23 protein-coding genes and 1 tRNA gene are annotated in these 23,619 nt (G+C 63.0%); 10 read left to right on the top strand and 14 right to left on the bottom strand.

From position 1 onward, the window contains the following. Window positions 1-3: 3 nt before the first annotated feature. Together KFK14_RS21710 and KFK14_RS21715 are read left to right on the top strand one after the other, a co-directional pair. A complete protein-coding gene (locus tag KFK14_RS21710) occupies window positions 4-618 on the top strand; it encodes an LON peptidase substrate-binding domain-containing protein (RefSeq protein WP_212609081.1) in 615 nt (204 codons plus the stop codon). Between the two features lie 29 nt (window positions 619-647). Then, complete coding sequence (locus KFK14_RS21715) at window positions 648-809, top strand: Trm112 family protein (protein ID WP_425516637.1); 162 nt, start codon at window positions 648-650, stop codon at window positions 807-809. Here KFK14_RS21715 and KFK14_RS21720 read toward each other — a convergent pair. The 4 genes from KFK14_RS21720 to KFK14_RS21735 all read right to left on the bottom strand — a co-directional run bounded on the left by KFK14_RS21720 (window position 806) and on the right by KFK14_RS21735 (window position 3,425). After that, a complete protein-coding gene (locus tag KFK14_RS21720) occupies window positions 806-2,014 on the bottom strand; it encodes an FAD-dependent monooxygenase (RefSeq protein WP_212609083.1) in 1,209 nt (402 codons plus the stop codon). The two genes, KFK14_RS21715 and KFK14_RS21720, sit on opposite strands and share 4 nt — an antisense overlap. 52 nt (window positions 2,015-2,066) lie before the next feature. Then, window positions 2,067-2,270 (bottom strand): DUF5818 domain-containing protein, encoded by a 204-nt coding sequence (locus KFK14_RS21725; RefSeq protein WP_212609084.1) that lies wholly within the window; start codon window positions 2,268-2,270, stop codon window positions 2,067-2,069. 14 nt (window positions 2,271-2,284) lie between these two features. Beyond that, window positions 2,285-2,428 carry a DUF1328 domain-containing protein gene (locus KFK14_RS21730; RefSeq protein WP_139139273.1) on the bottom strand — a complete coding sequence of 48 codons (144 nt, stop codon included), beginning with the start codon at window positions 2,426-2,428 and terminating at the stop codon, window positions 2,285-2,287. Window positions 2,429-2,546: 118 nt separating this feature from the next. Further along, entirely contained in the window at window positions 2,547-3,425 is an 879-nt protein-coding gene (locus KFK14_RS21735; protein ID WP_212609085.1) for a peptidylprolyl isomerase, read from the bottom strand. 93 nt (window positions 3,426-3,518) lie between these two features. Here KFK14_RS21735 and KFK14_RS21740 point away from each other — a divergent pair. The 8 genes from KFK14_RS21740 to KFK14_RS21775 all read left to right on the top strand — a co-directional run bounded on the left by KFK14_RS21740 (window position 3,519) and on the right by KFK14_RS21775 (window position 14,979). Then, window positions 3,519-3,609, top strand: a tRNA-Ser gene (locus KFK14_RS21740). A gap of 186 nt (window positions 3,610-3,795) precedes the next feature. Further along, window positions 3,796-5,058, top strand: coding sequence for a tyrosine-type recombinase/integrase (locus tag KFK14_RS21745; protein ID WP_212609086.1), 1,263 nt, complete (start codon window positions 3,796-3,798; stop codon window positions 5,056-5,058). After that, a complete protein-coding gene (locus KFK14_RS21750; RefSeq protein ID WP_212609087.1) occupies window positions 5,055-6,017 on the top strand; it encodes an ABC-three component system protein in 963 nt (320 codons plus the stop codon). The genes KFK14_RS21745 and KFK14_RS21750 overlap by 4 nt, the downstream gene beginning before the upstream one ends. Continuing rightward, complete coding sequence (locus KFK14_RS21755; protein ID WP_212609088.1) at window positions 6,004-6,252, top strand: ABC-three component system middle component 8; 249 nt, start codon at window positions 6,004-6,006, stop codon at window positions 6,250-6,252. Before KFK14_RS21750 ends, KFK14_RS21755 begins: the two co-directional genes overlap by 14 nt. Further along, window positions 6,239-8,032 (top strand): DUF2326 domain-containing protein, encoded by a 1,794-nt coding sequence (locus KFK14_RS21760; protein WP_212609089.1) that lies wholly within the window; start codon window positions 6,239-6,241, stop codon window positions 8,030-8,032. Before KFK14_RS21755 ends, KFK14_RS21760 begins: the two co-directional genes overlap by 14 nt. Window positions 8,033-8,153: 121 nt before the next feature. Then, window positions 8,154-8,684 carry a DUF3435 domain-containing protein gene (locus KFK14_RS21765; RefSeq protein WP_212609090.1) on the top strand — a complete coding sequence of 177 codons (531 nt, stop codon included), beginning with the start codon at window positions 8,154-8,156 and terminating at the stop codon, window positions 8,682-8,684. Next, window positions 8,681-11,893, top strand: coding sequence for a DEAD/DEAH box helicase (locus KFK14_RS21770; protein WP_212609091.1), 3,213 nt, complete (start codon window positions 8,681-8,683; stop codon window positions 11,891-11,893). The genes KFK14_RS21765 and KFK14_RS21770 overlap by 4 nt, the downstream gene beginning before the upstream one ends. Window positions 11,894-11,895: 2 nt before the next feature. After that, on the top strand, window positions 11,896-14,979 hold the full coding sequence (locus tag KFK14_RS21775) for a sacsin N-terminal ATP-binding-like domain-containing protein (protein ID WP_212609092.1): 3,084 nt from the start codon (window positions 11,896-11,898) through the stop codon (window positions 14,977-14,979). A 6-nt stretch (window positions 14,980-14,985) separates the two neighbouring features. On the opposite strand, the gene KFK14_RS21780 is transcribed toward KFK14_RS21775, so the two are convergent. The 10 genes from KFK14_RS21780 to KFK14_RS21825 form a co-directional block, all read right to left on the bottom strand. Further along, the gene (locus KFK14_RS21780) at window positions 14,986-15,285 is read right to left on the bottom strand and encodes a helix-turn-helix domain-containing protein (protein WP_212609093.1); all 300 of its coding nucleotides are present in this window, start codon (window positions 15,283-15,285) and stop codon (window positions 14,986-14,988) included. Then, window positions 15,282-15,500 carry a DUF2274 domain-containing protein gene (locus KFK14_RS21785; protein WP_212609094.1) on the bottom strand — a complete coding sequence of 73 codons (219 nt, stop codon included), beginning with the start codon at window positions 15,498-15,500 and terminating at the stop codon, window positions 15,282-15,284. Before KFK14_RS21785 ends, KFK14_RS21780 begins: the two co-directional genes overlap by 4 nt. Before the next feature lies 1 nt (window position 15,501). Next, the gene (locus KFK14_RS21790; RefSeq protein ID WP_212609095.1) at window positions 15,502-16,701 is read right to left on the bottom strand and encodes a TraB/TrbI/VirB10 family type IV secretion system protein; all 1,200 of its coding nucleotides are present in this window, start codon (window positions 16,699-16,701) and stop codon (window positions 15,502-15,504) included. Next, window positions 16,698-17,534, bottom strand: a complete 837-nt coding sequence (trbG, locus tag KFK14_RS21795) for a P-type conjugative transfer protein TrbG (RefSeq protein ID WP_212609096.1) — start codon at window positions 17,532-17,534, stop codon at window positions 16,698-16,700. Before trbG ends, KFK14_RS21790 begins: the two co-directional genes overlap by 4 nt. Then, window positions 17,531-18,352 carry a conjugal transfer protein TrbF gene (gene trbF, locus KFK14_RS21800; protein WP_212609097.1) on the bottom strand — a complete coding sequence of 274 codons (822 nt, stop codon included), beginning with the start codon at window positions 18,350-18,352 and terminating at the stop codon, window positions 17,531-17,533. Before trbF ends, trbG begins: the two co-directional genes overlap by 4 nt. Window positions 18,353-18,355: 3 nt before the next feature. Continuing rightward, window positions 18,356-19,666, bottom strand: a complete 1,311-nt coding sequence (gene trbL, locus KFK14_RS21805) for a P-type conjugative transfer protein TrbL (RefSeq protein ID WP_212609098.1) — start codon at window positions 19,664-19,666, stop codon at window positions 18,356-18,358. A gap of 137 nt (window positions 19,667-19,803) precedes the next feature. After that, on the bottom strand, window positions 19,804-20,559 hold the full coding sequence (gene trbJ, locus KFK14_RS21810; RefSeq protein ID WP_212611260.1) for a P-type conjugative transfer protein TrbJ: 756 nt from the start codon (window positions 20,557-20,559) through the stop codon (window positions 19,804-19,806). Next, the gene (gene trbE, locus KFK14_RS21815) at window positions 20,559-23,018 is read right to left on the bottom strand and encodes a conjugal transfer protein TrbE (protein ID WP_212609099.1); all 2,460 of its coding nucleotides are present in this window, start codon (window positions 23,016-23,018) and stop codon (window positions 20,559-20,561) included. Before trbE ends, trbJ begins: the two co-directional genes overlap by 1 nt. Next, window positions 23,012-23,284 carry a VirB3 family type IV secretion system protein gene (locus KFK14_RS21820; protein WP_212609100.1) on the bottom strand — a complete coding sequence of 91 codons (273 nt, stop codon included), beginning with the start codon at window positions 23,282-23,284 and terminating at the stop codon, window positions 23,012-23,014. Before KFK14_RS21820 ends, trbE begins: the two co-directional genes overlap by 7 nt. Next, entirely contained in the window at window positions 23,281-23,619 is a 339-nt protein-coding gene (locus KFK14_RS21825; protein ID WP_212609101.1) for a TrbC/VirB2 family type IV secretion system protein, read from the bottom strand. The genes KFK14_RS21820 and KFK14_RS21825 overlap by 4 nt, the downstream gene beginning before the upstream one ends.

Raw genomic sequence — 23,619 nt, forward strand, 5'->3', positions numbered from 1 at the left:
CACATGCCCAACGCGCAGCGCATATCGATTTTTCCCTTGGCGGGAGCGCTGTTGTTTCCGGGCATGCAACTGCCATTGCATATATTCGAGCCACGCTATCGTGCATTGGTGCGTGATGCCGTAGCGAGAGACCGGCGCATCGGCATGATCCAGCCTAGGGACCAACTTCCCGTTCCTTCCCTCTATGATGTGGGATGCGTTGGACGGATTGGCGAGATCGAAGCCATGGAGGATGGGCGCTTCAACATAGTGCTCACTGGCATTGCGAGATTCCGGGTTATTCGTGAATTGGTGGTCTCAACGCCGTTCCGGCAGGTGGAAGGGCTGATTGAGCAGGAGAACGATGATGAGGCGCTCGCTCCGATCGAGCGCGCCGCTTTGGAACAGGAGTCCCGCCGGTTCGCAGATGCTAATGGCTATTCTGTCGATTGGGCGGCCGTGGTGCGGTTGGACGATGCGTCGCTGGTAAACGGGATCGCGCAGGTGGCTCCATTTGATGTCGCAGCGAAACAGGCACTGTTGGAAGCACCCAATTTGCGGGAACGGGCTGAACGAGCGATCCAGTTAATGCAGTTTTTCGGACGCGCCGATGATGACGGACCATCGACCCTTCAGTGAATATGCCTTGCCTTCTCGACCTTCAGGGCATGTTGGCCGGAACATTGGTATGTCCGGTAACGCGTACACCCCTGCGATTAAGCGATACGGGAAATGAGTTGATTTCCGATGCCGCGGACCTTGCTTTTCCGATCCGGGATGGAGTGCCTATATTACTTGTCCGGGAAGCCAGAACGCTACAAACGGACTAGACCAGCTCTCCAGTGAGCAGGCGGGTAAGCGCACCCGATTCCCCCCGCGCTTCCGCCATAAATCGGTTTTTAAGCGGTGGAAGCTTCTGCACCGCGCCAAGGCCAAAGCGCCTGATTGCCGAGGCCGTTTTGCCCGGAATGTCGAACAAGCGAACTAGACCGTCCATGGCAACGGACACACTAAGCGCATCGAGCCCTCGCCAGCGTTGATACCTTTCCAGAAGTTGCGCGTCGCCAGGGTCGAGCCCCAACCGCATTCCGTCCACAATGACCTCTGTCAACGCCGCCACGTCGCGAAAGCCCAGATTTAGGCCCTGCCCCGCGATCGGATGAATGCCGTGCGCCGCATCGCCGGCCAGAGCGAGTCGCGTGTCCGTTATCCTTGCGGCGTGATGGAAACCCAGCGGGAAACTCGCCCGCGGCGCGGCAAGCCGGATATCGCCAAGGAAACCCCCTATTCGCTTTTGCGCCTCCACCAGCCAAGCGCGTTCGCCCAGCGCCAGCATCGCGGCGGCATGTTTTACCGGCACTGTCCATACGACCGCCGACCGCGTTCCGGGCAGCATCGGCAAAAGCGCAAAAGGTCCGCCGGGGTAAAATATTTCATATGCCGTATTGGCGTGAGGGATGTCGTGATCAATGGCCGACACCATCGCGACATGATCATAATTCCAGCGTGCAATGCGGATGCCAGCGCTTTCCCGCATAGGGCTGTTCCGGCCTTCCGCCGCAACCAGCAAGGAACTGGTAATGCGTTGCCCGCTTGCAAGTGTGATATCGACTTTGTTCAGGTCCCGGTTGATCTCAACCGCGCGGTCCGGCTGATAGCGGGTTAGCGATGCCGCTTCACGCGCCGCGGCCGCAAGCGCGATTCGGGTTTCCCGATTTTCGAACATGATGCCCATGGGGCCGTCACCTTCGGGCGGCACAAAATCGAGCGCGCCGGGCTCCAGTCCATCGCTGACCCAGATGCGTTCTATGGGACAGCCTTTGCCCTCCAGATGCTTACCCACGCCAATGGCGCTCAACATATGCCAACTGGCGCTAGCGATCGCAGAAACACGGCCGTCGAACCCTGGGGCAAGGCCCGCTTCCGGTTCTGCCGGATCGACGACTGCGCAGCGCACGCCATGGGCAGTCAGCGACAAAGCAAGGGTCAGGCCGACGAGGCCACCGCCGAGAATGATGACATCATATCGCGCCATGCGCCGTGTCTAAGCGCTACAGGCGGAATTGCAAATGGCCATCTCCGCCTGCTTAGGCCGGACTGACCCCTTCTGCATCGATAACACCATCACCCGCATCAAAGCCGGTAATGCGCACGCGCTTCTCTATATGATCGACAGGGACGCGATGGAGAACAAGGCGCCAAACCGCGCCACCGTCCGCCTTCAGAATGAAACCGCTCTCATCGCGGTGCAGCCAGCCATACAGCTCCATATGCGCGTTTGCCGCTCCCATGCGACAATATTCCTTCAGTTATAGCAGCGCTTTGCGTCTCGTTCGTCCAATGCGCCCATTCCGGCAAAGAAAACCGAGGATGAGAGAGCGATGGTAAAGAGCGCGAGAGCAATCCAGGCAAAATCACCAGCCAAAGTGGTAAAGCCGAGTATGGCCATGGCAACGGCCGTCAGGAGCGAGAGGATTGCGAACCGATACACCCTAGTTACCTTTTCATTAGGGATATTCGGCACCAAAATGCGTAACGAAGGTAAATGTTCCGTTAACGCAAAAATATCACAGATAGCGCCGGATGGGGACCGGAATATTACATATGTCGGCGCCGCCAGCCGGCACATTGAAGAATTCGTCTTGCCGATTGGCTCGCGCCTTGGCGTAGGCGGCAAATGTATCAGACATGGTGTCGAGCATCTGGAAATGTGGACGTTCCTTTTCCGGCAACTCGCTTGCTAGGCGAACCGACAGGATCGGAATCGCCTTTTGCGATTCTCCATACATTCCCAGTGAATCCGTGCCTCTCGGAAGGCTGGAAAGATGTTCAGTCCCCTCTACCAAGCGCCCGACAATAGCGATGTTGCGGTCGAGGTGGCGCGGAGCATGACCGATCACGGCGTAAAGCTCCCCGCCATTGCCCGCATCAGGAGCGAGATTCCGCCCAGCCCCTACAGTGCCGTAACAGTGCACTGGCCATAAAGCCTTGCCATCCGTCGCCACGGGCCAGCCGTTCAAAAAGCCGGTGGCGGCAGCATAGCTGTCCCTGGACGGCATAAGCGTTAAGCCGCCGGTCACTGTTTTCCGATCAATAACATAGTCCTGCGGCAGATTTTTGCGCGCATCGGCGGGCAAAGCTTTCTTCTCGCTCCTGTCGCCCCATTGCACGACATAATTATCCTGCACGCGATATATACCGGTTCCATCCCACCAATGGGCAGCAGCAAGCTTGCGGATATTCGCGACATGCGCCGGCGCAAAGCGATCAGCCAACTGAAAGATGACGCGCCGCCCGCCTTCAATCTCCATGACCAACAGATCATCGCCGGGGATGGATATCCACGATGACGCGGGCGCTGTCGCTACAATCTCGGAAGGCGTCGCTGCCTGCGCGGTTGCGGACGCTGCGAAAGACAGTATCAAAAGTAGGGCGGTGTATCGCATAAGCCCATCAAGCGGGAACTTGCGCACAATGTAAAGCGCCCCTTGCCTAGCGCGGTGCGCCGCGATAGGGAGCCTGCCTTCCAGTGCACATGCGGAGCGGTGGCCGAGTGGTCGAAGGCGCTCGCCTGGAAAGTGAGTATACGCCAAAAGCGTATCGAGGGTTCGAATCCCTCCCGCTCCGCCATTTCGACTTTCGCCACCGTTCGCGGGCGTCCGAAAAATCGAGATAAAACATTGTAGAACAATGATTTATCTCCGCCCCTGAGCGCGCCTAACCGCCAGTGTTCGAAAACGCTTGTGGGACTGACTGTGGGACTGGGACGCTCGGAGAGGCTTCAAATCAGCAACCGTTGCTGCTAGATTCCCGTCCATGGGAAAGCTCAATGCGACCATCATCGGAGACCTGACCGAGCCGGGGCGCTATCCTGACGGCGACGGTCTGTATCTGAAAGTCTCGCCTTCGGGCGGGAAAAGCTGGGTCTTGCGCATTCAGGTGAATGGCACACGCCGCGATATCGGGCTTGGCGACGCGCGCTATGTGCCGGTCAAAACGGCTCGGCTGGAAGCCGCAGCCGCCAAGAAGCTGGCCGCATCCGGGATCGATCCGCTTGAGGAGCGTCGCAAGGTGCAGCGGGTCGTGCTTACCTTCGAGCAGGCGGCCAAGAAGGCTCACGCCGAGATGGTGAAGAGCTGGAAGAACGGCAAGCACACTAAGCAGTGGATCAGGACGCTCGAACTCTACGCTTATCCGAAGCTTGGCAAACTGAAGGTCGACAAGATCGACGGCCCTTTGATCCGCGACGTGCTCGCCGAAATCTGGCTCGAGATTCCTGAGACCGCACGCCGCGTTCGCCAGCGCATCGGAACGGTGCTCGACTGGTGCTACGCGAACGGCCTGCGCGATAGCGAAGCGCCGATGCGCTCGATCTCTAAGGGCCTTCCGCGACAGCCAAAAAAGAAGGGCCATTTCGCCGCTCTGCCTCATACGCAGGTGGTGGACTTTCTCCATCGCTTGCGCGGAAAGCCTGCCTCCGCGAGCGCGCTTGCGCTTGAAGGCGCGATTTTAACGGCAGTGCGATCCGGCGAGATCCGCGGTGCTGCCTGGTCCGAGCTGAACGACGACCTCACCCTATGGACCATTCCTGAGGACCGCATGAAGATGGGCGTTGAGCATGTCGTGCCGCTTTCGCGGCAGGCGGCCGACCTGTTCCAGCGTGCGCTTGCCATTCGAGTTGAGGGCTGTGATCTGGTCTTTCCGGGCGCCGTCGAAGGGGCGCAGCTTTCGGACATGGCGCTGCTCGAACTCGTCCGCGGAATGGCGCCTGGCATCACGGTCCACGGTTTTCGATCGACCTTCCGCGACTGGGTCGCAGAGGAAACGGATACCGCCGACGCCGTGGCGGAAGCGTCGCTCGCGCACGCCGTGGAAGGGAAAACCAAAGCTGCCTACCTTCGCACCGACTTTTTCAAGAAGCGCCGTGACCTCATGCAAGCTTGGGCGAACTATTGCATACCACCTGTGCGATCGGTGAGCGGACGCTCCGCTACGGCGGCTCCGAAGCGGTCACGCAAACCCAGAGTGTTGCCTGCGGCCCCCGCGGTCTCCATCGGCCGGGGAGCGGCTGCCCGGTGAAATACGCCTACGAAGATCTGAGTGAGGACCAGTTCGAGAAGCTGATCGTGCTGCTTTGTCAGCGCCTGCTTGGCATAGCGGTTCAGGGATTTGCGAAAGGTCCGGATGGCGGCCGCGACGCCAAGTTCAACGGCACCGCCGAGTTGCACCCCAGCAAAGCCGCACCTTGGGTCGGAACCGTGATCGTTCAGGCCAAGCACACCAACGGGCATAATCGTCATTTTGGCGAAGCCGACTTTTACAGCGCGACCGCCAAGGACACTGTTATCGGGAAGGAGGTTCCGCGGATCACCAAGCTGCGGAAGGCCAAGCAACTCGACCACTACATGCTGTTCGCCAACCGGCGCCTTGCTGGGAACGCCAACGAGACAATCGTCCAGCACATCGCAAAGACGTGCGACCTGCCGGCAGGATCAGTCTATCTGTGTGGCCTTGAGCAGCTTGAGCTCTATCTCAAGCAGTTCTCGGATGTCCCGGCGATCGCGGATCTCGATCCAATCGACTCGCCGCTAATCGTCTCACCCGATGAGCTGGCGGTGGTCGTCGAAGCGATCGCAAGCCATGAGGCTGATCTATCGGCTGTGCTCGACACGCCGCCCAGCGACCGAACCTCCTACGAGGAGAAGAACAAGCTCAACAGCATGACCGCTGATTATGCGAAGGAATTGCGCAAGCGGTATCTGAAGGATACCGCCCAGATCCGAGCGTTCCTCGCGGCACCGGAAAACCTTGAGATCCTGAAAGCGTATGAGGCGACAGCCGAGGAATTCCAGCTCAAGATCATCTCCAAGCGGAAGGATTTCCAAAATTTCGACGAGGTCATGGAATATCTGCTGGACTTGCTTTTCAAGCGCGATCCAATCCTGAATCAGCGGAAGCACAAGCGGCTGACACGCGCCGTGCTGTTCTACATGTACTGGAATTGCGACATCGGGGAGGTCGCCGATGCTGCGGCCTAGCAAACATGCTCATCCCGATCGAACGGTGGTCAACGTCGCGTTGGTGCTGCTCGCACGCCTGCGCTCGCAGCGCCTGTGCGACTATAGCGCATTGCTCGCCTATGCACGGAAGGCCGTCACCGGCGGCGACGTGCTGTTCCTGCCATCGCTCAATTTCCTCTTCCTGCTAGGATTGATCGAATATCATCCCAAGACGGATTCCGTTGAATATGTAGGCCAGAATGAAGCCGTCTAAGCTTTATTCCAACCGGCCCGCGGCGTTCACCGCGGTGGAGTTCGAGCCCGAGCTCAACGTCGTGCTGGCGGAAATCCGGCTGCCCGAGAACCGTGACCGCGACACCCATAATCTGGGCAAGACGACGCTTGGTCGGTTGATCGATTTCGGATTTCTCGCGGGGCGCGATCCGAAATTCTTCCTGTTCAAACATCTCGACCGTTTCGAGGATTTCGTCTTCTTCCTCGAGATCGAGCTGCTTGACGGCGGGTATGTAACGGTTCGGCGTAGCGTTGCCGAGGCGACAAAGATCGCGTTCAAGAAGCATGTTGCCCGTCACCAAGACTTCTCCACGCTGCCCGACATCGAATGGGACCACGTCGATGTGCCGTTCGAGCGGGCGAAGGATTTGCTCGACAGCCTGCTGGACTGGCGCGCGCTGAACCCTTGGCACTACCGCAAGGGCCTCGGTTATTTTCTCCGCTCGCAGGCCGATTTCGGCGACGTCTTCCAGTTGCGGAAGTTCGCCAACTCGCACGCCGACTGGAAGCCGTTCCTCGCGCACATCCTCGGGTTCGATGCTGAATTGATCACGCAGCATTATGCCAAGGAGGACGAGCTCAAGGAAAAGGAGCTCAAAGTCGGCACGATTCGGCAGGAATTGGGTGGCGAGATCGAGGACGCTGGCAAGGTCGACGGACTTCTCCTGTTGAAGCGGCAGGAGGTCGACAAGAAGCAGGCACTGCTCGATGCCTTCGATTTCCGAAACGAGGACAAGGTTGAGACCAAACAACTCGTCGACCAGGTGGACGAGCGGATCGCAGCCCTTAACCAACGTCGCTATTCGCTGACGCAAAACCGCAAGAAGGTCATCACGTCCCTGGAAGAGGATCAAATTCTCTTCAACCCCGAGGATGCGAGCGCGCTATTCCGCGAAGCCGGGGTACTGTTCGACGGTCAGATCAAGCGCGATTTCCAGCAGCTTATCGCCTTCAACAAGGCGATCACCGACGAAAGGCGCGGCTATCTTGCCGAGGAGCGCGCCGAGATCGAGGCAGAGCTCAAGACGGTCAATGCCGATCTCAATACTCTGGGCAAGAAGCGGTCGGAGATGCTCGCCTTTCTCAGCAGCACAGACTCTTTCTCGAAGTATAAGCGGCTATCAACCGAGCTGATCACACTTCGAGCCGACATCGAAGGCCTCGAGCGCCAGCGGGAGTTCGTCCACCGGCTTCAGCAGCTCAGGACCGATATCCGTACCCTGGGCGAGGAAAAGACCCGTCTCCAGTCGGCGATAGAGTTGGATGTCGAGGCGAAGAACGCCGACGACCAAAGCTTGTTCTCGCGGATTCGGCTCTTCTTTAACGAGATCGTCGAGGACGTGATCGATCAGAAGGCGCTGCTCAGCGTCGTCGTCAACCAACTTGGCCATCTCGATTTCCGGGCGGAGCTGCTCGACGACGCCGGCATCGCGACCAGCGCCGACCGCGGGTTCAGCTACAAGAAGCTGCTGTGCATCGCGTTCGATCTGGCATTGCTGCGGGCTCACCTCGACGACGCCTTCCCGCGTTTTGCCTTCCATGACGGCGTCTTCGAATCGCTCGACGACCGGAAGAAGGAAAATCTGCTGGCGGTGATTCGGCGCTATACCGAGCTCGGCTTGCAGTCGATCATCTCTCTGATCGATTCCGATCTTCCGCCGCGCGACGACGATGATCCCGTATTCATGCCCGCAGAAACCGTTGTTCGGCTGCACGACGAAGGCGACAATGGCCGACTGTTTAAGATGAAGTCGTGGTGACCTTCGCTTAAACTGGTGACAGCGCGACAGGCCGCAATCGTGCACTGACCCATTTTTTTCTTCCCCGCTTCCCGTTTTTCTCTCCATCTCCGCAATGTGGGGAGAGGAGACGATCTGCGACATGTCGGACGGGTTTGAAACGCTATCGATCGAGGAGGTAGCCCGGCTGTTGAGCCGGTTGCGCCAAGCCGATCATCTGCGTCTCGCCGCGCTCGCGCAAGCCTGGATCAGCGGTTGTCCGCGCCGCGAGGCGGCCGAGCTTCTCAACGAAGCGCTTGCGCGCGTCCTATCGGGCGCCCGCCCATGGCCCGCCGACGTCGCGCTGTCCGCGTTTCTGTCACAGGTGATGCGCAGCATCGCCAGCCAGTGGCGCCATGAGGACCAACGCGAACCGCTTCTCGAGGATGCCGATATCGTTCGCGACGAGAACGTAATCACCTTGAATCACGATTTTGCCGACCTGCGCGACCGCATGCGCAAGGCGCTCGACGACGATCCGGATGGCCTCGGCATCTTCGAACACATCCTCGCGCAAACCAGTCGCAAAGACGTGCGCGCCGAACTCGGCATCGACGAGACGCAATATGACACGGCCCGACGCCGAATGATCCGTACCTTGCACGACCAATTCAACCCTGGATGGACACTATGACGACGCCCCGCGACCCCGACCAGCTTCTCGCCCTGATCGCCGAAGGCATCCTCGAGGCGAGCGATGACGAGATCGTCACCGCCGCCCAAGCGCACGGCGTCGACGTGACGGCGCTTGAGCGCAAGGTCCGTGAGATCATCTCGACCCGCGTGGCTTCGGTTCAGGCGGCCCCGCAACCGAATTTCGCGATCGGCGCTACCGTCGCGCTCCGGTCCGATCCTTCACGGATCGGCGTAATCACCGGCATCACGCCCAGCAATCGCGAAACCCGACTCAGCGTCTTCATCGATGGTCGGCTCGAAACTTGGTATCTCAGCCAGGTCGTCGCAGCGGATCTCGCGCCGGGGGCGGTGCATGCAACGCTCGACGAGTTCAGCGCGCGGCTCACTGCGCTGCAATTGTCCGAACCCAGCATCGCCAACCTTTATTCGCTGCAGGCTGGGCGCATTGACTTCATCCCCTACCAGTTTCGGCCGGTGCTGAAGTTCGTGCGAGCTGATCGCCCGCGCATGCTGGTCGCCGATGAGGTCGGCGTCGGCAAGACGATTGAAGCCGGTCTGCTGCTACGCGAATTGCAGGCGCGCCGCCCGCTGCGATCAGTCCTTATCGTCTGCTCGAAGGCACTCGTCGTGGAAGAGAAGTGGCACCGCGAAATGCGCCGCTTCGACGAGGAATTTGTGACGCTGGCCAGCGACGACCTGCGCTACTGTCTCGACCAGACCGATATCGAAGGCGAATGGCCCGACCGCTTCTCGCGCGCCATCCTGCCCTTCTCGCTGGTCAACGATAATCTGCTGCAGGGCTTCGGCCAGCGCGGCGGCGGGCGCGGTCCGGGTCTCAGCACGCTCGATACGCCGCCGCGATTCGATCTGTTGATCGTCGACGAAGCCCATAATGCTCGCAACAGCGACACCAGCCTGCATCAAGGGTTGCGGCTGCTCGCCGACAATGCCGAAGCGGTGGTGCTGATTACCGCCACGCCGGTGCAACTGGGCACAGGAGATCTCTTCTCCCTGCTCAATCTCCTCCGCCCCGATCTCGTTATCGACCGGCCGACATTCGAGCGCATGGCCGAACCGAACGAGGCGATCAACGCAGCGATCGCGGCCATCCGCGGCGCTTCAGATGGCTGGCAGGCCGCTGCACGAGGCCACTTTCTGGAAGCCGCCGCCACCGACTGGGGTCGCGCCATGCTCGCGCCTTCGCCGGAGTTTCGCAATCTGCTGGCCGCGACCGCAGCGGCGGAGACCGACGATGATCGCGTCCGGCTGATCCGCCCGGCAGAAGGCCTGCACAGCTTTGCGTCGATGATCAGCCGCACGCGGCGCCGCGACATCGGCAACTTCACGAGCCGCAAGGCACGGACGATCGAGGTGCCCTTCACGCCCGAGCAACGCGCCATCCACGATGACCTCTTGTCCCTTCAGCGAGCAATCTACCTGCGGACCCACGGTGCCGGGCCGCTGGGCTTCCTGATGACCACGATCCGACGCCAGGCTTCGAGTTCGCTTCATGGCCTCCTGCCATTCCTGGATTCGATCCTGTCGCGGCGGCTGACCGACCTCGAGATGGTCGAGATCGGCGGCGATCCGCTTGAGACCGAGACGGCAGTCGACGCGATCCGGGGCGAAATCGCCGCGATCGTCGAGCGCGCGGGGGCGCTGCCGGCGGACGATCCCAAACTCACCCGCCTCATCGAGATCATCAGCCAGAAGGCCGAGATGCCAAATCGCCGGCTTCTGCTGTTCAGTTCGTTCCGGCACACGCTGGCCTATCTCGAAACAGCGCTGCGCGCGAATGGCGTTCGTGTCGGACTCATCCATGGCGGCGTCGCAGATGAGGATCGTCGTTCCTTGCGCAAGGCGTTCGCGCTGCCGCCCGAGGATCCTCACGCGATCGACGTGCTGCTGTCCTCGGAAGTCGGCTCGGAAGGTCTTGATTTCCAGTTCTGCGATGCGCTGGTCAACTATGACATCCCCTGGAACCCGATGCGCATCGAGCAGCGGATCGGTCGCATCGACCGCTATGGGCAGGCTAGCCAGACGGTTGCGATCTACAATTTCGTGACGCCGGGCACGGTCGACTTCGACATCTTCAACCGCTGCCTTCTGCGGATCGGTGTGTTCGAACGCGCGATCGGCGGCGGTGAGGCGATCCTGGGCGAGATCGCCGGCGCGCTCCAGGCGGTGGCGGATGATTTCACGCTGACCGACGAGGAACGCGGCGCCCGGCTCCAGCAGCTGGCCGACAACGAAATCCGCCAGGTCATCGAAGCCGATGCGCTCGAGGAGCGCGAGGCCGAGCTGTTCGGCGTGCGCATCGAGCGCAACCGGATCGACGACGAGATCGCGCAGGCGTCAAGCCAATGGCTGGAGCCGGGCGCGCTCGAGCGGCTGGTCGGACTGCATCTCGAGCGCGAACTCGAAGTCGGCCGCAACCCGATCAGCGGCCAAGGGCCGGTCAAGAGCCTGCGGCTCTCCGCCGACGCACGGCGACGGCTGGTTCCGGCCCGTGGGCGCGGGACGCGCCTCAATCTGGCCGAACGGGAATGGGAAAGCTGGCTGCGCGGAGACCAGCAGACCCTGGCGCTGACGTTCGATCGGGACACCGCCAACGCCGATCGCAGCCTGGCCTTCATCACGCCGGTTCATCCCCTGACCCAAGCTGCCGCCCGGTCGTTTGCCCGCGACGAAGAGATTCAGGTTACCTTGAAGGTCACCGACCCGACGCTTCCGCCCGGTGATCACCCGTTTGCCATCTACCAGTGGCAGATGCGGGGCCTGCGCGAGGATGCCATGCTGGTGTCGGTCGTCGAAGACCCGATCGTCAGCGCGGCGTTCACAGACGTCTTCGCCACGGCCAGGGATACCAGCGATGTCGGCTTGCCGGGTGCTGCCGTGATCGAAGGATTGGAAGGCTGGCACCATGAACTTTGGACCAGCCGTCGCGCCGCCCATATCGCCGAGGCCGGCGAGATCGCGCGTTTCCGCCGCGACAGCCTTGAAGCCAGCCACAACGCCCGGATCGCCATTCTAGAAGAGCAATTGCGGCTGGTCTCCGAGGATCGCATCCGCCGTATGCGCCTCGGCCAGCTTGCGCGCGCTAGCGCCGATCACCGCGAAGCGCTCGACAATCTCGCAGCGGCCGAACGCCGCGCCGACATCCTCCCCCGCCGCGTGGCGGCCGGCATCCTTCGCGTGGAGCATTGATCATGGAAGTGCCCTTCGACGTCTGGCTCGACGCTCTTCGCGCCAAGCGACAACGCTGGGTCGACGCCAGTCACGAGAATAATTTCGACCGCGGCATCTGGAACGCGACCGTCGAGAAATATGCCGATCCAAGCCACTTCATCTTCGAACTTCTGCAGAATGCCGAAGATGCAGGCGCGACCTGGGTGCGCTTCTCGCTCGATCCCGATCGCATCCAGTTCGAGCATGACGGCCGTCCGTTCGATCGTGATGATATCGAAGGCATCACCGGAATCGGTAACACGACGAAGCTCGACGATAGCCACAAAATCGGGTGCTTCGGCATCGGCTTCAAATCCGTCTATGTGATCACCGAAAGGCCTGAGGTGCACTCGCATACCGAGGGCACACCGCTCGCGTTCGCTATCGAGAACCTCGTGGTGCCGCGCCTTGTCGCCTCCGAGCATCGCGACCCGACGACGCGGATCGTCCTGCCGCTCAGGCCGGACAAGGCCGAGATCACGCTCGAACGTGCGCGCGACGGACTCGCCGCGTCCGGGCCGCGGTCCTTGCTGTTCCTTCAGAATATCAAGCGGCTGGAATGGGTCGATGGCGATCGTACAGGTCGCGCCGACGTGACCGACAATTCCGACGGCATCCGCTCGATCCGATCAGTGCTTCCCGATGGCACGTCGCATCGTGAGCGCTTCCTCATCCTGTCGCGATCCGTCGAGCAACACGAGCAGCGCAAGCAATATGAGGTGAAAGCCGCGCTCCGCATGAACGATGGCGGCGAGCTCGTCGCTGAGGAAGCGCCGACCAGGCTGATGGTCTTCTTCGAGACCCAGGAGATCACCGGCCTGCATTTCCTGATCCACGGGCCTTTCCAGCTCACCGACAATCGCGCGAACATCAAGCTCGACGATGCGTGGAATGCCGAGCTGATCGAAACGCTCGGCAACCTAGTCGCCGATACGCTTCCCGATCTGCGCGATCGGGGGATGCTGAAACGCGGGGTGATGGAGCTTCTCCCCAATACCGGCGATGAGCTGCCGGCGATCTTCGCGCCGATCCGTTCGATCATCGCGAAGCGTTTCACCGCCGAACCGCTGATCCCGTCGCATGCTGGCTCATACGTGACCGCTGGCAACGCGGTCCGCGGGCCGGCCGAATTGCGCGAACTTCTCGGCGACGAGGGATTGGATCGCTTCGGCGGTAAAGCGAGCCGAAGCTGGATCGTCACCGGCCTGCGCAACAGCCGGACCGAGTCTTTCCTCACCATGCTCAAGATCGAGGAATGGAGCTATTCGGAGTTTTTCAGCGCGGCTCAGCGAGCGTTCGCCAACACCAAGCTCTGGTATCAGTCAGAGGTTGACGCGCGCAAGGCAGCGCTCGGCTGGTTCGACGGTCTCCCGGATGATGGCACGCAGCGCTTGTACTTGGCGCTGGACACGGCTTTCAAAACGCAAAAGCGTTCCGCCTCGGTCGGCAATCTCTTCTTTGTTCGCCTCGAAGATGGAAGACGAGCCACCCCAGGTGCTGCCGTGCTCGCACCCGCCGATAGCGCGCTCGACCCCGAGGCTGGCCAGTGCGATCTCTATCTCGTCAAAAGTAGTCTGATTCGCTCGGGTCGAGGACGAGGCAAAGACGTCGAGCAGTTCCTGCGCCGGGTCGGGGTCAAGGACGTCGACGAAAAAGCCTATCTGCAGGCGATCGTCCGCACCCAATATTCCGGCGACGGCCCTCGGCCCAACCGCGAACGGCACCTACAGCATATGCGCAGATTCATCCGCTGGTGGAAGGACCACAACGATGCCAGCCTGTTTGCGGGCAAGGCGATCGTACGAGCTGGGCCAAATGCTGACTATCACGACGCCGACGCGGTCTATTTCAGCGCGCCCTACCTCCAGTCCGCCCTGGATAAGGTCTATGATGGTACCGTCGAGGGCCGTGATCGCGTCGCGCTCTGGGACGGCTATGATAAGCTCAAGCGGAAGGATCTGGTCGACTTCCTGACCGAATGCGGCGTGGAGGACGGGCTCTCGGTGGTCTATACGAAGATCCCCTATACCCATCCGTATCACAGCGAGCTGAAACATGGCTTCGGGTCGGCACGGCACATGGGCACCGGCACCGATGTCGACTATAAGATCAACGCGATCGACGCCCTGCTCGAACGCAGCGACCCCGCGATCTCCCGTCTGATTTGGGATGCCGTGAGAGCGCACCAGCCCTCGATCATGTTCGCCAGCTACTCCCCGAGCCAGTCCCGCTCCGCGGTCCAACGGCCATCGACCCTCGCGATCGCGCTACGCGACACCGCCTGGATTCCCGCCAAGGACGGCACCTTGCGCCAACCCCGCACTATCACGTCCGCCGAGCTTGGAGCAGGGTACAGCGTCGGCGGAAATGACGCCTGGCTACAGGCGATCGGTTTCGGCGAGGAACAGCGCAAACGCAGCGACCAGCATAAGGCGCGCATCAAGGCCGGCGAGCTGATCGGCCTCAATGCCGACCTCGTGGAAAAACTTGACGGTTTGCCGGCCGATGTGCTGGCGGCGCTTAACGAGGACATCGCGCGCAAGCTCGACGCCCGCGCCTATGAACAGGTAGAGTTTCCCGAGCGCGAAGCGCGCGACCCCGACCGACGCGCCGCACGCCTGGCCGCGCGGGCCCAGCATGCGCCGGCGAAGACCTATGAGGTAAGGGAACGCAGCGTCCGCACGAGCAACAACGAGAGCCGAGCGACTGCGCGCAGTTATCTCGAAGATCATTATACGACGCCGCTCGGCGATATGATCTGCCAAGGGTGCCAGAAGAAGATGCCGTTCGCACTCCCCGACGGATCACCCTATTTCGAAGCCTCGGAACTGCTCAACGGCATGACGACAGAGCACGCCGAAACTCATCTCGCGATGTGTCCGGTCTGCGCAGCAAAATGGCGCCACGCCAACCCCATGAGCGATCCCGAACTCCGCAGCCTGATCGCGGCTGCAACGTCGCCCGAAATCGACATTATCCTGGCTGGTGAACCAGTCCGGCTTCGTTTCACCCAGCTCCACCTCGACGACATTCGCACCGTCAGCGGGATTGGCCCACCCGATTGAGGCAGGTCAGCTGCGTAGGCCAACAAAGGATGTGCGCGGCCGCCCACGCCGCCGCGCGGTAGAAGCATTGGCTGCGCTAACCTTATGTCGATCGATCAGCGCCTCGATGCTGCGCATGGTGATCAAGGTCGCGCGCCCAAGCTTCACCACATCGATCTCCCCGTCGGTGATCAGTTCGTAGAGTTTGGTGCGACCGATGCCGAGCAGTTCGGCAGCGCGAGGCACACGGACGGTGATTCGTTCGATCGACCGCACGCTGACGGAAGATTCAGACGTCCGAGTCGCCTTGATGGGTGGCCGGGTCATTTCGGTGCCGACCGCCTCCGCGCAAAAGCACGGTCGCTTTCCAAGAACGTTGCGAGCATCGCCGGAATCAGTTCGGCGACAGGCTCTTCTACGCCATAGGCCTTCGCGTATTCCGCAGCATATGCCTGCAATGCTGCCTGCAAATCAGGCGTGATCGTGATCGTGAGCTTGACCGGTGTCCGGTCGGGCAATTTGCCAAGCTTGAGGTCGGGCATCTCAGCCTGCCTTCCCGCGCCACGGCGCAAGTATGAGATCGCGGGTCACCAGTACGCGCACAGGCGCGCCGGGGCGGATCGTGATCGTCGGTTGGATGTCGAGATTCCGCTGCGTAATCTGGTCGCCAGCACGCGCCGTATTTGTCTGCGCGGACTGGCGGATGGCCTGCACGAGGTCATTCTCGCCACTGATCGTCACCTCGGAACCGACTCCCAGTAACGTTGCGATCGCGACACCCTTGAGCAGCGTCCAAGTATGGAAATCCACCTTGTCGGAGAGACCGGCATAGCCGCCGGCGTCGGTCGCCGGCATGTTATCGAGCCGCACCGCGCTGCCATCGGGCAGGATCAATCGCTGCCAGATGACCAGTGCCCGACGCTGCCCGAACGCGACGACGCTATCATATTTGCCGATCAGGCGGGCACCCTGCGGCACGAGCAAGATATTCCCTGTGACCGTATCGAACACGTTCTGCGTCACCTGTGCGGTGACCATGCCCGGCAGGTCGGAATTGAGCCCGGTGATGAGGCTCGCCGCGATGACGCTTCCGGCGAGCAGGCTGTTGGGCGATACGGGCGCGACCAGCCCACCCGAGTTGAGATCGCCGCCTGAGTCGCGGGTCGAGGCGAACTGTTCTTTGCGGGTGCCGGTCGGGGGCAAACCTGCGGCTGGCGCCTCGGGCGAAGCAATGGCGCCATCGGCTGCTGTCGGCGCCACCGCACCCCGGCTGGTCGTAGTCTGCGCCATCAGCCCGGACTCTCTCGCGGCCTTGAGGTCTGCAAGCCGCTGCTGCCGTGCGGCTTCAGTGGTATTCACCCGCGCGGGCGCGTCCGTCGCTTCTGCCTGTTGCTGGGCGCGCAGGATCGGGCGACCGAGATCGCCCGGCAATGGCGGGCCGAGCCGGGGCGCATCACCATAGCTGGTCGGCAATCCCGACAGCGCATCCGAAACCGGCTTCGCCATTGGCTGAGACAGCTCGCTTTCCTGGGCGACCTGGCGGAACACCTGTGGCTTCAACGCCATCCAGGCGATGCCCATCAAGCTGGCCGAGCCAAGCGCCGCCACGCCGATGATGACGCCGCGACGGAAGCGGATCGCTCGTGCAGGTCGCGAGCGGATGCTCAGCGTTTCGGGATCGAGCTTTGCCGGACGGGTCTGGGGCGCCGCGATCGGCGGGTCGGTGGCGAGCCTGTCGGTCATGCGCCCCTCCGCTTCGCCGGGCGCGAAACACGGTCGATGCGAACGATCTGTTGTTTCTTCAAACCGAGCCGCAATTCGGCGGCGTCGAAGATGCGGTCGACGATGTAGAAACGATCACGCAGCCGATAGTTGACCAACTCCGCCTTGCCGTCCGCACCGACGAGGAACAGCGGTGGTGCCTCACCGTTGGCGAGCGACGCGGGAAACTCGACATAGGTCTTCGCTCCATCGTCAAACACGCGCAGCGGACGCCACGCGGGGCGGTCGCCGCTGATTGCGTAGTTGAAATGCATCTGCTCGATCGCAAGACCTGTCGCCACCGGCGCGACGGCCTGGGCGGCTTCCGTCTTCCGCCGTAGTGCCAGCAACTCGTCTTGCGGATAGGTCCACCGCATCGAAGACAGGGCCGTCGCCGAGGTACTGACCAACCGAATATGGTAGGCGCGCCTGTCGGTCGTGATGACGATGTTGGTGAGCAGGCCTGCCGAGAACGGCTTCACCAGCACATGCGTCTGCTTGCCTTCACCGGCACCGCTGGTCGTATCGCCGATCACCCAGCGAGCGGTATCGCCGCTTGCAACCGCGACGAGGTTCTCGCCGGGCTGGAGCATGATGTCGGTGACCAACCCGGGCGCGGCATAGACCTGGAAGATCGTGCCCTCGCTGAACGGATAGACCTGCGCCCCGCTGACGAACCCGGTCGGCGCCGGCTCGATCGTGGCGTTGCGTGTCGCCGAGCGGACGGCCTTGAGCGATGACACAGGGCGCTCCTGCGCGAGCGCAGGGCACGCGAGGAGCATTCCGGCGACCGCCGGCAGAATGATGGCCTTCATGGGTTCTTCTCCTGCGAATTGGACGGGCTTGGTGCGTCCGACTGGCTGCTCAGCGTGGGATCGAGCGGCGACCCGAGCGGAAGGTTCGGCTCTGGTTGCGGTGCCGGCTTGGTTGCCGCCGGCGGAGGCGAAACGGTGTCGAGTTCGCGGCTCCAGTCGATCGCATCGACGTAGATGCCGAGCGGGTTCTTGCGCAGCACATCGGCTGAAGCCGGCGGGCGCGTGACGGTCGTGAGGATGGCGGTCCAGCGGCTGGTCCCAGCCTGCGATCCGCGTTCGAAAGCCGTCTCCGTCCACTTAACCTGGAACGACTTGTCCGACGCTCGCACGACGCTAGTGACCTGCACCGACACCGTGCGCTCGCCGACATTGGCGAAGGGCGATGCCGATCGGGCATATTCGCCGAGGAACTGCGCGCCGCGCTTGGTGGCGAAGTCGTAAGCTTCCAGCCAATCTCGCCGCATCAGCACCGGATCGAGCGACACCGATCGGATATTGGTGATGAAGTGCGACAGGTGCCACGCGACCTGCGGATCGGTTGGCTGATAGGCGACATCGGCCGCCTGCACCGCGCGCGCCTCGCCGAGCCGGTCAACCTCCACGACGTAGGGTGTCACCCGACTTTGCAGCGATTGCCATGCGAGACCAGCGGACGTCCCCGCTGTCAGGACCAGGCATCCGAACGCCATCAGCCGCCAGTTGCGCGCCTGCACCCGGGCCGAGCCGATCCGCTCATCCCAGAGTTGCCCCGCGCGCTGGTATGGGATTTCCGGGGGTGGCGTGCGCCCGTAGCGCTGCGCACTTCGCTTGAAGAACATGGCTCAATCGTTCCTTTCCTTGATATCGGGAGTGGCGGAGGCACCGCCACGGTCGCCTTGCTGGAGAGCTTGGATCGCGACCTGGCGGTGGTGCCGGCTGGTCTGCTGCTCGCGCATCGCGCGCGCCCAGGCGGGCGTGCCGCTCGTCTCCCCGCCGCCGCCCGGTCCACCCGACGACGACGGAGAGTTCTGGTTGAGTGCATTCCACGCCGCTTGCCGCCCGCCGGCTGCGGCTTCGCTCAAACCAAGCGCGCTACTCACGCGCGACCGCGCGGCATTTCCCGCAGCGCGCGCCACGCCACCGAAACCGGCGCCCACCGAGGGCGTGGCCGCGGTTTCCTTACCGAGGCTGTAGGCCGTCGATGCCGCCGAACCCATCGCAGTGCCGGAGCGAACCGCACCCAGCGCTGCGCCGCCGAGCGCGCGCGCTCCGCCGACGGCAGCGCCGCCTGCGAGCATCGTCACACCGGCCGCGCCAAGCGTTGTGCCGAGTGCCGCTCCGGCGCCGAGTTGCGGTGCGCCGGAGACGAGCCCGGATGCGATCGACGGACCGAAGATGCCGAGCCCGAACAGCGACAGGCTGGCGAGCACAAGGCTCATGGCCTGACCGATATCGGGTTCCTGCCCCTGGAGCGCGTCGGTGAACTCGGTGAAGAAGTTGGAGCCGATCCCGACGATCACGGCGAGCACCATCACCTTGATGCCGGAGCTGACCACGTTGCCGAGCACGCGCTCAGCAAGGAAGCTGGTGCGGTTCCACAGGGCGAACGGCACGAGGATGAAGCCGGCGAGGCTGGTGAGTTTGAACTCGAGGATGCAGACGAACATCTGCACCGCGAGGACGAAGAAGGCGACGATCACCAGCGCCCACGCGAACAGTAGCACCATGATCGTCAGGAAATTGTCGAAGAAGGTCGTGAACCCGACCATATCGCTGGCCTGTTCGAGCAGCGGCCACGCCGCCGAGAAGCCTGTGCCGGCCAAACGACCGGGCTTGAGGAGATCGGCGGCCGTCATGGCTCCGCCGCCTGCCGTCAGGCCGGCCTGCGCGAACGAGCGAAATATGATGTCGGCGAGCGTCGAGAAGCTGTTCAGGATGAACGCGAACGCGCCGATATAGAGGATCTTGCGGAGGAAACGTCCGATGACATTGTCCTCGCCGCCCATCGCCCAGAACAGACCGGCGAGCGTGATGTCGATGCCGATCAGCGTCGAGGTCAGGAAGCCGACGTCCGGCCCGAGCAGCCCGAATCCGCTGTCGATGTAGGTGATGAACGCCTGCAGGAAGCGGTCGATGACATTGAGGTCGTTCAAGGGCGGATCTTCCTGCTGGAACGTGAAGATGTCGCGGGGCGCAGCGGGGGAGCGGGCTGCGCCCCGCGACGGCGATCGGCGGCATTGAGGGGCGCACCGCCGACCGCTTTTCCGGATCGGCTCGGGACCGCGAGGGGCTATCGCGGCGTGTAGGCCGATCCGGAGCCGAGGAACTTCTTGGTCGCCGCGCGGGCTTCCGCCGCCTGCGTCGCGCGGCGCGCCTGTTCGACCGCCTCGCTACGGAACTGCGCCGCCATCATATGCTGGAGCTGGAACTGTTGCTTGGCGGTGAGCGCGAGAAGCTGGTTGGTCGCTTGGCTGACTTGGAGCGAGCCTTCCGCGCCCTGACTGCGCGCGACGATATCGGCGAGCGCCTGGGTGTCGGACTGGATGTTCTCGACGACCTGCGCTTGCACGGTCATGGTCTGGCGGAACGCGCCCATGCTGGCGTCGAGGCGCGCGCGGGCATCACGAACGCGAGCATCGGTGCGCAGGACCGACGAGAAGTCCTGCGGAAACAGGTTGGCGAATTTGTCGTCGAGCTGGGAGACCTTGAAGTCGATCGCCTGTGCCCGACCCATCAACCGATCGATCTCGGCAAGCTTCTGCTTCAAGGCATCGAGCTGCGGGAAGTCGATGCGGGTCAGGTTCTTGCCCATGTTGACCAGCATCTGCGCCTCGTTCTGCAGCTGCTGGATCTGCTGGTTGACGCTTTGCAAGGTGCGCGCGGCCGTCAGGATATTCTGCGCATAGTTGCTGGGATCGAACACGATCCCGCCGAACTGCGCGTGGGCCGGCGTCGCCGTCATCGTCATCACGCCCATGCCGAGCGAACCGCACGCGCCGAGGCCGAGCGCGGCCGCGATCAATTGCTGTCTGGTGGGGATGCGCATCATTCTTCTCCTTCTTGGGGGGCTTGGGGGTCTGGAGGACCGGGAAAATCGGCGGCGAGATCGGCCGCCCAGTCGAGGCCGGCATCACGCAGGAAGGCCTCGGCGAAGCGGTCGCGGCCGTGCTCGGCGATCGCCGCATCGATGCGGGCCTGCGCGGCCGGGTCCGACGAACCGCACAGCGCCAGAGCGATGGGGCCAAGGCCCAGCTCGAACAGCCGATTGCCGCGCGCGGACTGGAGGTAATAATGGCGCTTTGGCGTAGCCCGCGCGATCAGCTCGATCTGCCGGTCGTTCAGACCGAAACGCGCATAGATATCGTGCCCCTGCGGCTCGATCGCGCGATCGTTGGGCAGCAGGATGCGCTGCGGACAGCTCTCGATGATGGCCGGTGCGATCGCCGAGCCGGCGATGTCGGCTAGGCTTTGCGTTGCGAACAGCACCGCGACATTCTTCTTGCGTAGCACCTTCAGCCATTCGCGGATGCGCGCGGCGAACAGCGGGTGGTCGAGAAAAATCCAGGCTTCGTCGAGGATGAGCAGGGTCGGCCGCCCGTCGAACCGCTCTTCCAGCCGGTGGAAGAGATAAGTCAGCACAGGCGCTACCGCGCCGGTCTGGCCCATCAACGCTTCGGTCTCGAAGCACTGGACATCGGCGAGCGCGAGTTGCTGTTCGGCGGCATCGAGCAGCCGGCCGTGCGGTCCTTCGAGCGTGTAGGGCTGTAGCGCCACGCGCAGAGCGTTCGATTGGAGCAGCAGCGCGAGCCCGGTCATGGTCCTTTCCTCGCGCGGTGCCGATGCGAGGCTGCCGAGCGCGGTCCACACCGCATCCTTGACCTCGGGGGTGACGGTCACGCCTTCGTGCGCAAGCAGCGCGGCGACCCAGTCCGATGCCCAGCTCCGCTCGGCGGCCTGGTCGATGTTCGCTAGCGGCTGGAACGCGAGGCTAGCGCCATCGGTGTCAGCGTCGCCGAGCGCATGGTGTGCGCCGCCCATCGCCAGGACCGCGGCGCGGGCCGAGTTGCCCTTGTCGAAGATATAGACCTGCGCGCCCGGGTAGCGGCGGAACTGGAGCGCGATCAGACTCAGCAGCACCGACTTGCCGGCGCCGGTTGGTCCCACGACCATCATGTGCCCGACATCGCCGACATGGGTGGAGAGCCGGAACGGCGTCGAGCCGGCGGTCTTCGCGACCAGCAGCGGCGAGCCGTCGAGATGGCCGTTGCGCGCTGGCCCCGCCCATACCGACGACAGCGGCATCAAATGCGCGAGGTTGAGCGTATGCACCAGCGGTTGCCGGACATTGGCATAGACATGGCCCGGCAGCGACGAGAGCCAGGCCTCGACCGCGTTGACCGTCTCGCGCTTGGCTGTGAAGCCGAGGCCGTTGACGATGCGTTCGACCGCGCGGACCTTGTCTTCGACCGCCGCCCGACTGCGATCCGTCACCGTGATTGTCGCGGTCAGATAGCCGAATGCGACATGATCGCCGCCGAGTACCTGCAGCGCTTGGTCGGCATCGACCACCTTGTTGTCGGCATCGCTGTCGAGCAGTTGCGCCGGCGAATTGTAGAGCACCTCACGCAGCAGCGCGGTCACCGACTTGCGCTTGTTGAACCACTGGCGCCGAAGCGAGGTCAGTGTCTTGGTCGCCAGCGTCTTGTCGAGCGCGATGAAGCGCGTGACCCAGCGGTAGCCGAAATCCTGGTGATTGAGCGCGTCGAGGATGCCCGGCCGGCTGAGGCTCGGGAAGCCGAGCACGGTTAGCGTGCGGACATGCAGCTCGCCGAGCTTCGGCTCCAGCCCGCCGACCAGCGGCGTATCGGCCAAGATGCCGTCGAGATACATCGGCGTCTCGGGCGCGGTGACGGGATGGCGGCGATCGGAGATCGTGCCGTGGAGGAAGGTCAGCGTCTCGCTGTCGCCCAGCGGGCGGACATCGGCCATGAAGCCGGACAGCAGGTCGAGCACGCGGTCGGTCTCGGCGACGAAGCTCTCCAGCGCACCGCGCCAGTCGCGTTCCCGGTCACCGTCCGGACGGTCGACGAGGCTGCGGCCCGCGCGATCGGTCGTGTCGGCCGGCGGCAGCCAGGTCAGGGTCAGGTGATAGCGGCTCTCGAAATGCGCGCCTTCGGCCTCGAACGCGGCCTGCCGCTCGCTATCGACCAGCCAGCTTGCAGCGTCGGGAAAGTCGCTGTCGGGATAGGCCATTGCCTCGCGCCTTTCGGCGTCGAAGAACAGCGCCCAGCCGCTGCCGAACCGCTTGAGCGCATTGTTCGCCCGCGCGCAGGCGCCGACCAGCTCGGCTTCGGTCGCTGATTCGAGATCGGGACCGCGGAACGCCAGCACCCGCAGGAAGCTGCCGTCCTTGTTGAGCACCACGCCGGGCGCGACCAGCGCCGCCCAGGGCAAATGATCGGCGAGGCGTTCGGCGGACGGCCGATATTCGCGCAGGCTCAGCATGCGAAATATCCCTTTTGGCAAATGTGACGGAGGAGGACCGGCGCGAAGCTGGGATCACGGCGAGCGGCCATCACGGCGATGCTGTGGCCGACCGCCCAGAGCAGCACCCCGGCCACCCATTGCTGAAGGCCGAGCCCGACAGCGGCGGCCAGCGTTCCATTGACGATCGCCAATCCACGCGGCGCACCGCCGAGCAGCAGCGGCGAACCGAGCGACCCGTGGATCGGCACTTCGAAGCCGTCGATATGCTGGCCGCCACTGATCACGAGATCAGCGCCCCGCCGCCGAAGCTGAAGAAGGACAGGAAGAAGCTCGACGCGGCGAACGCTATCGACAGGCCGAACACGATCTGGATCAGGCGCCGAAACCCGCCGGCGGTCTCGCCGAATGCGAGGGTCAGGCCGGTCACGATGATGATGATCACGGCCACGATCTTGGCCACCGGACCTTGCACGGACTCCAGTACCTGCTGGAGCGGCTGCTCCCACGGCATGCCAGAGCCGGCCGCTTGGACTTGCGTAGCGAAGGTGAGCGCGAGGCCGATGGTGGCACCTGCAAGCAGGTGTCGGTTGATCGGCAGGCGATTGAGGGTGCGCATCAT

This window comes from Sphingobium phenoxybenzoativorans, assembly GCF_018286635.1.
Taxonomy (GTDB): Bacteria; Pseudomonadota; Alphaproteobacteria; order Sphingomonadales; family Sphingomonadaceae; genus Sphingobium; species Sphingobium phenoxybenzoativorans.

Coding starts and splice junctions, on each gene's coding strand:
- KFK14_RS21710 (WP_212609081.1), top strand. CDS start 4: ATGCCCAACGCGCAGCGCATATCGATTTTTCCCTTGGCGGGAGCGCTG.
- KFK14_RS21715 (WP_425516637.1), top strand. CDS start 648: ATGTTGGCCGGAACATTGGTATGTCCGGTAACGCGTACACCCCTGCGA.
- KFK14_RS21720 (WP_212609083.1), bottom strand. CDS start 2,014: ATGGCGCGATATGATGTCATCATTCTCGGCGGTGGCCTCGTCGGCCTG.
- KFK14_RS21725 (WP_212609084.1), bottom strand. CDS start 2,270: ATGGGAGCGGCAAACGCGCATATGGAGCTGTATGGCTGGCTGCACCGC.
- KFK14_RS21730 (WP_139139273.1), bottom strand. CDS start 2,428: ATGGCCATACTCGGCTTTACCACTTTGGCTGGTGATTTTGCCTGGATT.
- KFK14_RS21735 (WP_212609085.1), bottom strand. CDS start 3,425: ATGCGATACACCGCCCTACTTTTGATACTGTCTTTCGCAGCGTCCGCA.
- KFK14_RS21745 (WP_212609086.1), top strand. CDS start 3,796: ATGGGAAAGCTCAATGCGACCATCATCGGAGACCTGACCGAGCCGGGG.
- KFK14_RS21755 (WP_212609088.1), top strand. CDS start 6,004: ATGCTGCGGCCTAGCAAACATGCTCATCCCGATCGAACGGTGGTCAAC.
- KFK14_RS21760 (WP_212609089.1), top strand. CDS start 6,239: ATGAAGCCGTCTAAGCTTTATTCCAACCGGCCCGCGGCGTTCACCGCG.
- KFK14_RS21765 (WP_212609090.1), top strand. CDS start 8,154: ATGTCGGACGGGTTTGAAACGCTATCGATCGAGGAGGTAGCCCGGCTG.
- KFK14_RS21770 (WP_212609091.1), top strand. CDS start 8,681: ATGACGACGCCCCGCGACCCCGACCAGCTTCTCGCCCTGATCGCCGAA.
- KFK14_RS21775 (WP_212609092.1), top strand. CDS start 11,896: ATGGAAGTGCCCTTCGACGTCTGGCTCGACGCTCTTCGCGCCAAGCGA.
- KFK14_RS21780 (WP_212609093.1), bottom strand. CDS start 15,285: ATGACCCGGCCACCCATCAAGGCGACTCGGACGTCTGAATCTTCCGTC.
- KFK14_RS21785 (WP_212609094.1), bottom strand. CDS start 15,500: ATGCCCGACCTCAAGCTTGGCAAATTGCCCGACCGGACACCGGTCAAG.
- KFK14_RS21790 (WP_212609095.1), bottom strand. CDS start 16,701: ATGACCGACAGGCTCGCCACCGACCCGCCGATCGCGGCGCCCCAGACC.
- trbG (WP_212609096.1), bottom strand. CDS start 17,534: ATGAAGGCCATCATTCTGCCGGCGGTCGCCGGAATGCTCCTCGCGTGC.
- trbF (WP_212609097.1), bottom strand. CDS start 18,352: ATGTTCTTCAAGCGAAGTGCGCAGCGCTACGGGCGCACGCCACCCCCG.
- trbJ (WP_212611260.1), bottom strand. CDS start 20,559: ATGCGCATCCCCACCAGACAGCAATTGATCGCGGCCGCGCTCGGCCTC.
- trbE (WP_212609099.1), bottom strand. CDS start 23,018: ATGCTGAGCCTGCGCGAATATCGGCCGTCCGCCGAACGCCTCGCCGAT.
- KFK14_RS21825 (WP_212609101.1), bottom strand. CDS start 23,619: ATGATGCGCACCCTCAATCGCCTGCCGATCAACCGACACCTGCTTGCA.